Raw genomic sequence first — 12,953 nt, forward strand, 5'->3', positions numbered from 1 at the left:
AATGCCGGATAAGCCTCGCTTTCCGGCATTAGCATCAAGAAAAATACTGCTGCAACAGCGGCGCGTCATGCTCCTGATTGGCAGGTGGCATGTTACCGATAGATTTGGTGCGAAACGGAATCACCTGTTCACGACCATCAACCTTCACAATCTGATAGAACTGCGGCAGGTTGAAGTTGATGAAGCTTGAGCCGTAGGTGAAACGGTCGTGCGAAGACGAGTAGAAGCGACTGACGTCACGCACCAACTCCTCTTTGCTGCCTTCGCAGTGGTGATACACCTCAACCCGGTTGCTTTCGTCGAGAATGTAGATATTAAAGCCATTCTCGTCTTGCGTTTCTTCGAAGAAAAACTGGATGATCCCTTCGCTGGCAAAGCCGTCCACCACCGCCGGTAATTTGACGTGATTGGTTTCAACCTGCACTGACAGGCCGTGCAGTTTGTTATGCGAAATAGCGCCATAAAACTCGATGGCGTTTTCCAGTTTCTGTACCGAGACATTCAGCCGTTCGAAGAACAAGCCCCAGGTTTGACCGGAGACGCGCAGCGCCTTGAAGCGCCCGGTTTCCTGGCGGGTGCTGGAAAGACGCAGTTCAATACACTCAGAAACCAGTTGCTGCACGCGAGTACGGATTAAGCCGCGCAGATGCTGGCTGTAGCAGAAGACTTCCACGCTATCTGGCGGTGCGGCGTCCTGATGCATTTTGCCGAGAATGGTTTTCAGGGCTTCAATCATCGACTGCTCACCGTTGAAGTGCAGCGTACGCACTTCGTTCCACGAGTTGCGATACAGCAGGTCAACGCTACCCACCAGGCAATTTTGATTCTCGCCAAAGCTGAAGACATCCAGCTTACGGAAATCAAAATGCACCACCTGATTGCGGAAGGCTGCCGTCGGGTCATATTCCAGGTTAACGATAATCGCCAGATGGCGGATCTCACACGGGCTGTAGAGCGCCTTCGGTGTCGGTGCAGGTAAGCGCAGCGGGAAATGGTGCGACACGTCTGCGACCATCTCCTGCAACTTCGGCAAGTCGACAACGCCGTTGCCTTTAATGTACAAACGGGTGCGCGAGGTCAGCAGGCCGTTAAACCATGCCCACGCCACCAGTTTATTCAGGTAACGGTTATATTCCAGCGGCTGATGGCTGATGATTGACTCAATATTTGGCGCGCGGTTATACAGATACCAACCTGAACGGTTGGCGCGGCCCGGCGGTACATAAATAAAGGTCAGATTCGGTTCCGAGAGATCGGGCGAAATCTGCGGGTTTACCAGCGTCACTTTACCCGGTAATGCTTCAAACGCGGCGTACAGTTTACGCGTCAGCACGCCGATATCCTGCGGGCTGGCGGAGACGCTAAGGTTATTGCGACGCGCAAAGCGGATCAGATTACGGTAGCTCTGCATCATTGCGTCGAGCAGCTCGTTGTGCGCCTCACGCACCTGATCTATCTTCCAGTTAGCGCGGTTATCGAGCATTGCCAGACGAGCATCGTCCCATTCCCACTCTTTCACCAACTGGCTTAACACTTCACGACGCCAGCCTACGCAGGCGCGTTCACGGCTAAGTTTTTCACACACTTTTAAATAGAAGCAGCGGCGAACTAAATCCAGACGGGTGAAATCTTCAATAGCCGTCAGATATTCAGTGACGCGCTCCAGCATCATGCAGTATGGATCGAGGCCAAACGATACAATCTCGCCGTCGTGCAAACGCTGTTTGATATCTTTCGCCAGCAGACGTGGGTTCGGGTATTCCCAGGAGTAGGCTTCCAGCAGCAGTGTTTTCAGCACCGCTTTGTATGGGGAATCGATACTCTTGTAGAGCTGCCAAAGGCTGGCACCAAAGTACTCTTCAGCAGAAAGCGAGCTTAAGCCACCAAGATCCAGCCATTCATTTGGCGTCAGCACGCCCTGCGCGTAAAGCGTCATCACATAGTCGTCGTAATGCTCTTCTTCGTCGCACGGCACCATATTCCACAGAATACGCTTACCGGCGAGACGCACGGCGGTACGATAAAATTCGTCAAGCAGCAGTATATGCTGGGTGGAGCCACAATCTTCGCCCCCCAGGCTGCCGCTTTCATTATGACGGAAGCGGTTTTCATCAATCAGGAAGAAGCTGACTTCCACACCCAGCGAGGCGGCCCAGCTTTCCAGCAGACTACATTTACGTTGTAGCAACTGGCGCTCTTCGCTATCGAGCCAGGATTGATGACAGACCCAGATATCCAGGTCAGAGGAACAACTTTGCCCTACGGACGAGGTGCTGCCCATGGTGTATACACCAGTAATTGGAAGCTCACCTTTCGGTGGGTCCTGTACTGACATTCCACGATACAGTTCAAGCTCGTTCAGGTAGTGGCGTTGAGTTTCATCAGGCGTGTAAAGGCAAATGCCTTTGGGAACGTTACCATCAAGGTAACCCGGCATTAGCGGATGGTGATAGTGCAACAATGTCGGCAGTAGACTGTAGACCTGTTGGAATGCAGGCCCCATAGCAGCAAGCGCGCGATCCACACGCAATTGATTTATGGCATCCAGTCTCTGTTTCAGAGTCTCAATATAGAGGTACAAGACGTATCGCCTGATTTGCTACCCGTCATGACTGTGATTCCGCCAACATCAACGGTAACACGCGGCATTCGGGATATTTCGTATGTCAAAGGTAACCGTTACCACTTTTCGCGCCTGGTTTTTTTAGTTTCACGACGAAAAAATGGTCTAAAACGTGATCAATTTAACACCTTGCTGATTGACCGTAAAGAAAGATGCGCTACATACAAGTGTAGCACCGTTTATTCTCTGTAAATTCCTTATTACGAAGGCTCAAAGCGCCTGTCAGGATCCACTGCCAGACCTCATTTTACGGTTTGCGCAGGCGTCTACGTTTCACCACAACACTGACATCGCTCTGGCAAGGATGTTAGGATGGACCACGGATGATAATGACGGTAACAAGCATGTTAGACAATGTTTTAAGAATTGCCACACGCCAAAGCCCACTTGCACTCTGGCAGGCACACTATGTCAAAGACAAGTTGATGGCGAGCCATCCGGGCCTGGTCGTTGAACTGGTACCGATGGTGACGCGCGGCGATGTGATTCTTGATACGCCGCTGGCGAAAGTAGGCGGGAAAGGCTTATTTGTGAAAGAGCTGGAAGTCGCGCTCCTGGAAAATCGCGCCGATATTGCCGTTCATTCAATGAAAGATGTGCCCGTTGAATTCCCGCAAGGTCTGGGGCTGGTCACCATTTGCGAGCGCGAAGATCCCCGCGATGCCTTTGTATCCAACACCTATGACAGTCTGGATGCGTTACCGGCAGGCAGTATCGTCGGGACGTCCAGTTTACGTCGCCAGTGCCAACTGGCTGAACGCCGCCCGGATCTGATTATCCGCTCCCTGCGCGGCAACGTCGGCACTCGTCTGAGCAAACTGGATAACGGCGAATATGATGCCATCATTCTTGCCGTAGCCGGACTAAAACGTTTAGGTCTGGAGTCCCGCATTCGCGCCGCGTTGCCACCCGAGATTTCTCTTCCGGCGGTAGGGCAAGGTGCGGTGGGCATTGAATGCCGCCTTGATGATGCACGCACTCGCGAGCTGCTCGCCGCGCTGAATCACCACGAAACTGCACTGCGCGTTACCGCCGAACGCGCCATGAATACCCGTCTCGAAGGCGGATGTCAGGTGCCAATTGGTAGCTACGCCGAGCTTATTGATGGCGAAATCTGGCTGCGTGCGTTGGTTGGCGCGCCGGACGGTTCGCAGATTATTCGCGGTGAACGCCGCGGTGCGCCGCAAGATGCCGAACAAATGGGGATTTCGCTGGCAGAAGAGCTACTGAATAACGGCGCGCGCGAGATCCTCGCTGAAGTCTATAACGGAGACGCCCCGGCATGAGTATCCTGGTCACCCGCCCGTTTCCCGCAGGAGAAGAGTTAGTGAGCCGTCTGCGCACACTGGGGCAGGTGGCATGGCATTTTCCGCTGATTGAGTTTTCTCCGGGTCGACAATTACCGCAACTTGCTGATCAACTGGCAGCGCTGGGAGAGAGCGATCTGTTGTTTGCCCTCTCGCAACACGCGGTTGCTTTTGCCCAATCACAGCTGCATCAGCAAGATCGTAAATGGCCCCGACTACCTGATTATTTCGCCATTGGACGCACCACCGCGCTGGCACTACATACCGTAAGCGGACAGAAGATTCTCTACCCGCAGGATCGGGAAATCAGCGAAGTCTTGCTACAATTACCTGAATTACAAAATATTGCGGGCAAACGTGCGCTGATATTACGTGGCAATGGCGGTCGTGAGCTAATTGGGGATTCCCTGACGGCGCGCGGTGCTGAGGTCACTTTTTGTGAATGTTATCAACGATGCGCAATCCATTACGATGGTGCAGAAGAAGCGATGCGCTGGCAATCCCGCGAGGTGACGACGGTCGTTGTTACCAGCGGTGAAATGTTGCAGCAACTCTGGTCGCTGATCCCACAATGGTATCGTGAGCACTGGTTACTACGCTGTCGACTATTGGTCGTCAGTGAGCGTTTGGCGAAACTCGCCCGGGAACTGGGCTGGCAAGACATTAAGGTCGCCGATAACGCTGACAACGATGCGCTTTTACGGGCATTACAATAACTCTCATAACAGGAAGCCATAATGACGGAACAAGAAAAAACCTCCGCCGTGGTTGAAGAGACCAGGGAGGCCGTGGACACCACGTCACAACCTGTCGCAACAGAAAAAAAGAGTAAGAACAATACCGCATTGATTCTCAGCGCGGTGGCTATCGCTATTGCTCTGGCGGCGGGCGTCGGTTTGTATGGCTGGGGTAAACAACAGGCCGTCAATCAGACTGCCACCAGCGATGCCCTGGCTAACCAACTTACGGCACTGCAAAAAGCCCAGGAGAGCCAAAAAGCCGAGCTGGAAGGCATTATCAAGCAACAAGCTGTACAGCTTGAGCAGGCGAATCGTCAGCAAGAAACGCTGGCAAAACAGCTGGATGAAGTCCAACAAAAGGTCGCCACCATTTCCGGCAGCGATGCTAAAACCTGGCTGCTGGCCCAGGCCGATTTTCTGGTGAAACTCGCCGGACGGAAGCTGTGGAGCGATCAGGACGTCACGACCGCTGCAGCGTTGCTGAAAAGTGCAGACGCCAGCCTGGCGGATATGAATGACCCGAGTCTGATTACCGTTCGCCGGGCAATTACCGATGATATCGCCAGCCTTTCTGCGGTATCGCAGGTGGATTATGACGGTATCATCCTTAAGCTTAATCAGCTTTCAAATCAGGTAGATAATCTGCGTCTGGCCGATAATGACAGCGATGGTTCGCCGATGGATTCCGACGGTGAAGAGCTTTCCAGTTCCATCAGCGAATGGCGTATCAATCTGCAAAAAAGCTGGCAGAACTTTATGGACAACTTCATTACGATTCGCCGTCGTGATGACACCGCCGTACCGCTGTTAGCGCCAAATCAGGATATCTATCTGCGCGAAAATATTCGCTCTCGCCTGCTGGTCGCAGCACAAGCTGTACCGCGTCACCAGGAAGAGACTTATCGCCAGGCGCTGGAGAACGTCTCCACCTGGGTACGTGCTTACTACGATACTGATGATGCCACCACCAAAGCGTTCCTCGACGAGGTGGACCAGTTAAGCCAGCAAAATATCTCGATGGATCTTCCGGAAACCCTGCAAAGCCAGGCGATGCTGGAAAAATTGATGCAGACCCGCGTGCGTAACCTGCTGGCACAACCGGCAGCAGGGACAACGGAAGCTAAACCTGCACCTGCACCTGCACCTGCACCTGCACCTGCACCTGCACCGCAAGCTGATGCTCCGGCAGCCGCGCCGCAAGGAGAATAACCATGCTAAAAGTGTTATTGCTCTTTGTGTTGCTGATTGCGGGGATCGTGGTTGGCCCGATGATTGCCGGCCATCAGGGTTACGTGCTGATCCAGACCGACAACTACAATATTGAAACCAGCGTCACGGGCCTCGCGATTATTTTGATTCTGGCGATGGTAGTGCTGTTTGCCATTGAGTGGCTACTGCGGCGAATCTTCCGCACAGGCGCGCACACCCGTGGGTGGTTTGTCGGACGTAAGCGTCGCCGTGCACGTAAGCAGACCGAACAGGCGCTGCTGAAACTGGCGGAAGGCGATTATCAGCAAGTTGAAAAGCTGATGGCGAAAAATGCCGATCACGCTGAACAACCGGTGGTGAACTATCTACTGGCAGCCGAAGCCGCGCAACAACGTGGTGATGAAGCACGCGCCAACCAACATCTGGAACGCGCAGCGGAGCTGGCCGGCAATGACACCATTCCGGTAGAAATCACCCGTGTACGTCTGCAACTGGCCCGTAATGAAAACCATGCAGCACGTCACGGCGTGGATAAGCTGCTGGAAGTTACGCCACGCCATCCGGAAGTATTACGTCTGGCGGAACAGGCGTATATCCGCACTGGTGCATGGTGTTCGCTGCTGGATATCATCCCATCAATGGCGAAAGCCCATGTTGGTGATGAAGAACATCGTGCAATGCTGGAACAACAGGCATGGATTGGCCTGATGGATCAGGCGCGTGCCGATAACGGTAGTGAAGGTTTGCGTAACTGGTGGAAAAACCAAAGCCGGAAAACGCGTCATCAGGTGGCCTTGCAGGTGGCAATGGCGGAACATCTTATTGAGTGTGACGATCATGATACTGCCCAGCAAATTATCATCGATGGCCTGAAACGCCAGTATGACGATCGCCTGCTGCTGCCGATCCCGCGTCTGAAAACCAATAACCCGGAACAGCTGGAAAAAGTGCTGCGCCAACAGATCAAAAACGTGGGCGATCGCCCGCTGTTGTGGAGCACACTGGGTCAGTCGCTGATGAAACACGGAGAATGGCAGGAAGCATCGCTCGCCTTCCGCGCAGCGCTGAAACAACGTCCGGACGCCTACGATTACGCATGGCTTGCCGACGCGCTGGACAGACTGCACAAGCCGGAAGAAGCCGCAGCGATGCGTCGCGACGGTTTGATGTTAACGTTGCAGAACAACCCGCCACAGTAGCTCTTTCTCACCCGGAGGCAAGCACCTCCGGGGCCTTTCTGATATATAAAAAAACGCCTGCTCTTATTACGGAGCAGGCGTTAAAACAGGTCTGTATGACAACAAGTGGGTGCTTCACTCAACGTTGTGTCCATGGTGTCTGATGAGGCATAAGCGACATCTGTCAGTGGACGATAAGCACCGTAAACGGCTCTGCGTCATTCCGGAGTTTATGAGGCACTAAGGCGAACATAAGAGATGGAATGAGCATCTACTCGTTTATTATGCCACAGAGAACCGGGAAATAACATCCCTTAACACTTGTTATGAGATAATTCTGTAATCCTCTTTGCTTCCTGAGTAATAACTTCCTGAGTGAATATTTCTCCTGCGCACAATTCTACACATATATATAATGAATAATAAAAGTCATTCAATTAATAACATATATATTAATTGCCGTTAAAACTAAAAACAGCATCAATAATCAACGCGATATAACATCACCGCCTTACATATCACCTGCGCCAGAGGTAGGATTGAAAATGCTCTCCTGATTTTTCAATTCATTTTCTGGATAAATAAATAATTTATTTTTATCACTATTATTTATGCAATCATCCTGTCAGGGAGAGGGATCTCAATTATCAATGCTTAATTACGTCATCATTTTGACGACATGAAACCGGAGCATTTTGCATGGAATTTTCGTTTTCACCCAAACTTCTTGTTGTTGCTGTCGCCGCAGCTCTTCCTCTCATAGCCAGCGCAGCAGATACCCCGTCAACCGCCACCGCACGCAAAGGCTTTGCCGGATACGATCACCCAAACCAGTATCTGGTTAAACCGGCGACCACTATTGCCGACAACATGATGCCGGTGATGCAGCATCCTGCACAAGACAAAGAAACCCAGCAGAAACTGGCGGAACTTGAGAAAAAAACCGGTAAGAAACCGAACGTGGTTGTTTTCTTGCTGGATGATGTGGGCTGGATGGACGTTGGCTTTAACGGCGGCGGCGTGGCGGTGGGTAACCCTACACCAGATATCGACGCCGTTGCCAGCCAGGGGCTGATTTTAACTTCGGCGTATTCTCAACCGAGTTCTTCCCCAACCCGCGCCACGATTCTCACCGGACAATACTCCATCCACCACGGCATTCTGATGCCGCCAATGTACGGGCAACCGGGCGGTCTGCAAGGGTTAACCACGCTGCCGCAGTTGCTGCACGATCAGGGCTACGTCACCCAGGCTATCGGGAAATGGCATATGGGGGAAAACAAAGAGTCGCAGCCGCAGAACGTTGGCTTTGATGATTTCCGCGGCTTTAACTCGGTGTCCGATATGTATACCGAATGGCGTGATGTTCATGTCAACCCGGAAGTCGCCCTGAGCCCGGCTCGTTCTGAATACATCCAAAAACTGCCGTTCAGCAAAGATGACGTTCATGCCGTGCGCGGCGGTGAACAGGAAGCCATTGCCGACATTACGCCGAAATATATGGAAGACCTGGATCAACGCTGGATGGAATATGGCGTTAAGTTCCTCGACAAGATGGCGAAGAGTGATAAGCCTTTCTTCCTCTATTACGGCACTCGCGGCTGTCACTTCGATAACTACCCGAACGCCAAATATGCGGGTAGCTCTCCGGCGCGCACCTCTTACGGCGACTGCATGGTGGAGATGAACGATATCTTCGCCAATCTGTATAAAGCACTGGAGAAAAACGGTCAGCTTGATAACACGCTGATTGTGTTCACCTCTGATAACGGTCCGGAAGCCGAAGTTCCGCCGCACGGTCGCACGCCGTTCCGCGGTGCGAAAGGTTCTACATGGGAAGGCGGCGTTCGTGTGCCAACCTTCGTTTACTGGAAAGGCATGATCCAACCGCGTAAATCTGACGGCATTGTCGATCTGGCGGATCTCTTCCCTACGGCGCTGGATCTGGCGGGGCATCCTGGGGCGAAAGTAGCGAATTTAGTACCGAAAACCACCTTTATCGATGGTGTGGACCAGACATCTTTCTTCCTGGGAACAAATGGTCAGTCTAACCGTAAGGCCGAGCACTACTTCCTCAACGGTAAACTTTCTGCTGTGCGTATGGATGAGTTCAAGTATCACGTCCTGATTCAGCAACCTTACGCTTATACCCAGAGCGGATATCAGGGTGGATTCACCGGCACAGTAATGCAAACGGCGGGATCGTCGGTGTTTAACCTGTACACCGATCCGCAGGAAAGCGACTCTATCGGCGTGCGCCATATCCCAATGGGTGTACCGCTACAGACCGAAATGCATGCGTATATGGAGATCCTGAAAAAATATCCACCACGCGCGCAGATTAAATCTGATTAAGCCGGCGCTATCGCTGAGATCTGCCTTTGCCGGATGCGATGCTGACGCATCTTATCCAGCCTACAGAACGCTGCAATTTATTGAATTTGCAATGATTGTAGGCCGGATAAGGCGTTCACGCCGCATCCGGCAATCAACCGCAGGCGGCCGCCGATTTCTACTTATTCACCACCATCAAATGCGCCTGCATAATGTCGCTGGCCGGACGACCGTGCGCCAGCAAATCAGCCATTGCTTTAAGATATGGCGGTAGATGGCGGAAATAACGCTGATACCCGGCACACAAATAATTCAGCCCGGGTTTGCCGCTGGCATCGAGCATAAAGCGGTGTTTCGGGCAGCCTCCCCAGCACGCTTTTAACACGTTGCAACTGCGACACTGTGCCGGTAACTGCTTGAATTTATCTTCACCAAATGCCTGCTGTTGCGGGGAATCAATCATTTCTGCAATCGTCTGCTGAAGCATATTCCCTAGTCGATACTGCGGATAAACATAGTGATCGCAGGCGTAAACATCGCCGTTGTGTTCAACAATCACCGAGCGCCCACAGGTTGGCTGATGATGGCAAACCGCGCCCGGTGCGCCGACAAAATTGGCGAACGCCCATTCGATATTCATTACGAAAATCTTGCCGACGTCGCGCTTAATCCAGTGGTCGAAAATCGCCACCAGAAACTCACCGAACTCTTGCGGGCACACCGACCATTCCGTCAGTTCGCCCTGAATATCGCCGGGAGCATGTAGCTTAAGTCCAGCATGAGCAGCCGTTTCATCAGCCAGGCGCTCGACCACCGGAATAAACTGGATGAACTCAACACCTGCATCACACAGAAAATCATAGACTTGCAAAGGTTGTAACGCACTGGTGCGATTGACGCAGACCAGCACGTTATAGTCGACATGATGTTTTTGCAGGAGCGTCAGAGCACGCATCACCAGCTTATGCGTTGGTCTGCCACCTTTGGTCACGCGATATTGATTGTGGATCTCAGCCGGACCATCCAGCGATAACCCTACAAGAAAATGATTTTCTGCCAGAAATGCACACCATTCGTCATCGAGCAGCACGCCGTTAGTCTGGAAGCTATTACTTATCTTCCTGCCAGCACCATATTTCGCCTGTAGCGCCACGGCACGGCGGTAAAAATCCAGCCCGAGTAACGTTGGTTCGCCGCCCTGCCAGGTAAAAGCCACTTCGTTTTGGGTTTCGCTGGCAGCGATATAGTGACGGACATACGCTTCCAGCGTGTCATCGTCCATATGCGTGACTGGCTTTTCGCGGTAAAGGGATTGTTTTTCGAGATAAAAACAGTAGTCACAGTTCAGATTACAATCAGAACCGCTCGGTTTCGCCATCACATGAAAAGCACGCGTTGGAACCTGTTGCTGCATGGTCGCTCCTTGCCTGAAGTCATCCTTCAATAAGTTAAGGGCGAAATCATACCGTGGCGCAATGCGTTATTACGGGCGTTTATTGCGAAGGGAAAGTGACGAAATGCACAGAAAACAAAAAACCCCGCCGAAGCGGGGTTCAAAATTGGTCGGCGAGAGAGGATTCGAACCTCCGACCCACTGGTCCCAAACCAGTTGCGCTACCAAGCTGCGCTACTCGCCGAAATACTGCTTTTTGAATTTTTAGTTCAATTCTTTAAAGTCGTGGTGCGAGGGGGGGGACTTGAACCCCCACGTCCGTAAGGACACTAACACCTGAAGCTAGCGCGTCTACCAATTCCGCCACCTTCGCATTGTCACAACTTCTAATAATGGGGTGGCTAATGGGATTCGAACCCACGACAACTGGAATCACAATCCAGGGCTCTACCAACTGAGCTATAGCCACCACTACAAATCTTGTTACGCGGTATTACTACCACCGCAGCTCAAGCGCCGGGACTAAATGGCGCGCCCGACAGGATTCGAACCTGAGACCTCTGCCTCCGGAGGGCAGCGCTCTATCCAGCTGAGCTACGGGCGCTTAGCGCCGTTGCGGGGGTGGATAATACGGACTTCCCACCCCTCTGTCTAGTCCCTTTTTAAATAAATTGCGCGTTTGGTTACGGTTTGTGCGTTTTGCTGCTTATTCCTCCAGTTTATGCGCTTTACCGTGGCGATTAAGCCCAAAAACTTTATAAATCGCCGTCACCACCAGCATAAAGATGATGCCGACAAACAGCGACATACGCGTATCTTCATTAAAGTACATGCCGATCAAAACGCAAATCAGGAATGCCATTGTTACGTAGTTGGCCCAAGGGAACAGGATTGAGCGGAACGGATGGCTGGCAATTGCTGCTTTATGCGCACGACGAAAACGCAGCTGGCTTATCAATATCACAAACCATGGCACCATCCCCGGAAGCACGCTGGCACTGTAGACGTAAACAAACACACGCTGCGGATTGGGAATGATGTAGTTCAGGCATGAGCCAATTAGCAGAATAGCAATAGATACTGCCACACCCGCAACCGGTACGCCGTGACGGGAAACTTTCGCCATTGCCGCCGGTAACTGACGGTTTTTCGCCAGTGCATAGAGCATACGTCCGCAACTGTACATGCCGCTGTTACAGCCAGAGAGCGCAGCCGTCAGCACCACAAAGTTGATAATGCCCGCCGCTGCGGTAATGCCGATTTTGGCGAAAGTCAGTACGAACGGGCTACCGTTGCTGCCTATTTCATTCCACGGGAAGATAGTAACGATAACGAAAATCGCGCCAACGTAGAAAATCAGGATTCGCCACAGCACCTTGCCTACGGCACTGCGCAGCGTCACCTGCGGATTCTTCGCTTCACCGGCAGTAATGCCAATCAGCTCCACGCCCTGGTAGGACGCCACCACAATACACAATGCGGTCAGGAACCCTTTCCAGCCACCAGCAAAGAAACCGCCATGCTCTGTGAGATTGCTAAAACCAATCGACTGCCCGCCATTGCCAAAGCCAAAGAAAATCACGCCCAGGCCAATGACAATCATCACGATAATCGTGGTGACTTTGATCATCGCGAACCAGAACTCGATTTCGCCGTACAACCTCACCGCAGCCAGATTCGCCAACGCCACCAGCGCCACCGCGATCAATGCGGGTATCCACTGCGCCATCTCCGGGAACCAGAACTGGACATAAACGCCAATGGCGGTGATTTCTGAGATCCCCACCGCCATCCACATAAACCAGTAAGACCAGGCGGTGAGATAACCAAAGAATGGGCTCATATAACGATGCGCGTAAACGGCGAACGAACCGGTAACCGGTTCGAGGAACAACATTTCGCCCATTGAACGCATGATGAAAAAGACGAACAGCCCGGCGATGATATAGGCCAACAATACGGATGGCCCGGCCCATTTCAGGGTACTGGCGGCCCCCATAAACAGGCCGACGCCAATGGTGCCCCCCAGGGCGATGAGTTCGATATGTCGAGCTTCCAGCCCACGCTGTAGCTCTGGTTTGTTATCTGCCATAAATCCTCGTGTTGTGTTTGCATGCTTTCCGGTGTTACCGGTTATCGTTATGGGTACATCGAGTGTTGCGAATGTTT

8 protein-coding genes and 4 tRNA genes are annotated in these 12,953 nt (G+C 52.3%); 5 read left to right on the plus strand and 7 right to left on the minus strand.

The features are described 5' to 3' along the window. Window positions 1-34: 34 nt before the first annotated feature. Window positions 35-2,581 carry a class I adenylate cyclase gene (cyaA, locus tag HBM92_RS23995; RefSeq protein WP_000281692.1) on the minus strand — a complete coding sequence of 849 codons (2,547 nt, stop codon included), beginning with the start codon at window positions 2,579-2,581 and terminating at the stop codon, window positions 35-37. A 386-nt stretch (window positions 2,582-2,967) separates the two neighbouring features. Between cyaA and hemC the strand changes: the two genes are divergently transcribed. The 5 genes from hemC (at window position 2,968) to aslA (ending at window position 9,412) form a co-directional block, all read left to right on the plus strand. Further along, window positions 2,968-3,909: a hydroxymethylbilane synthase gene (gene hemC, locus HBM92_RS24000; protein ID WP_001350351.1), complete on the plus strand. Its 942-nt coding sequence runs from the start codon at window positions 2,968-2,970 to the stop codon at window positions 3,907-3,909. After that, the gene (gene hemD, locus HBM92_RS24005; RefSeq protein WP_000026030.1) at window positions 3,906-4,646 is read left to right on the plus strand and encodes a uroporphyrinogen-III synthase; all 741 of its coding nucleotides are present in this window, start codon (window positions 3,906-3,908) and stop codon (window positions 4,644-4,646) included. Before hemC ends, hemD begins: the two co-directional genes overlap by 4 nt. A gap of 21 nt (window positions 4,647-4,667) precedes the next feature. Continuing rightward, window positions 4,668-5,879 (plus strand): uroporphyrinogen-III C-methyltransferase, encoded by a 1,212-nt coding sequence (gene hemX, locus HBM92_RS24010; protein WP_000139092.1) that lies wholly within the window; start codon window positions 4,668-4,670, stop codon window positions 5,877-5,879. A gap of 2 nt (window positions 5,880-5,881) precedes the next feature. Beyond that, window positions 5,882-7,078 (plus strand): protoheme IX biogenesis protein HemY, encoded by a 1,197-nt coding sequence (gene hemY / locus HBM92_RS24015; protein WP_000921782.1) that lies wholly within the window; start codon window positions 5,882-5,884, stop codon window positions 7,076-7,078. A gap of 678 nt (window positions 7,079-7,756) precedes the next feature. Next, window positions 7,757-9,412, plus strand: a complete 1,656-nt coding sequence (aslA, locus tag HBM92_RS24020) for an arylsulfatase AslA (RefSeq protein WP_000395836.1) — start codon at window positions 7,757-7,759, stop codon at window positions 9,410-9,412. Between the two features lie 157 nt (window positions 9,413-9,569). On the opposite strand, the gene HBM92_RS24025 is transcribed toward aslA, so the two are convergent. From HBM92_RS24025 to thrP, 6 genes are all read right to left on the minus strand, one after another. Next, the gene (locus HBM92_RS24025; RefSeq protein WP_001187387.1) at window positions 9,570-10,805 is read right to left on the minus strand and encodes an anaerobic sulfatase maturase; all 1,236 of its coding nucleotides are present in this window, start codon (window positions 10,803-10,805) and stop codon (window positions 9,570-9,572) included. Between the two features lie 146 nt (window positions 10,806-10,951). Further along, window positions 10,952-11,028 (minus strand) — tRNA-Pro (locus tag HBM92_RS24030). A gap of 42 nt (window positions 11,029-11,070) precedes the next feature. Next, a tRNA-Leu gene (locus HBM92_RS24035) sits at window positions 11,071-11,157 on the minus strand. Between the two features lie 20 nt (window positions 11,158-11,177). After that, a tRNA-His gene (locus HBM92_RS24040) sits at window positions 11,178-11,253 on the minus strand. Between the two features lie 58 nt (window positions 11,254-11,311). After that, a tRNA-Arg gene (locus tag HBM92_RS24045) sits at window positions 11,312-11,388 on the minus strand. Window positions 11,389-11,490: 102 nt separating this feature from the next. Continuing rightward, window positions 11,491-12,876, minus strand: coding sequence for a bifunctional threonine/serine APC transporter ThrP (thrP, locus tag HBM92_RS24050; RefSeq protein WP_000774735.1), 1,386 nt, complete (start codon window positions 12,874-12,876; stop codon window positions 11,491-11,493). Between the last annotated feature and the right edge of the window lie 77 nt (window positions 12,877-12,953).

Origin of the sequence: Escherichia sp. E.sYA108 (genome assembly GCF_011754335.1) — a bacterium.
In the GTDB taxonomy this organism is placed as follows: Bacteria; Pseudomonadota; Gammaproteobacteria; order Enterobacterales; family Enterobacteriaceae; genus Escherichia; species Escherichia coli.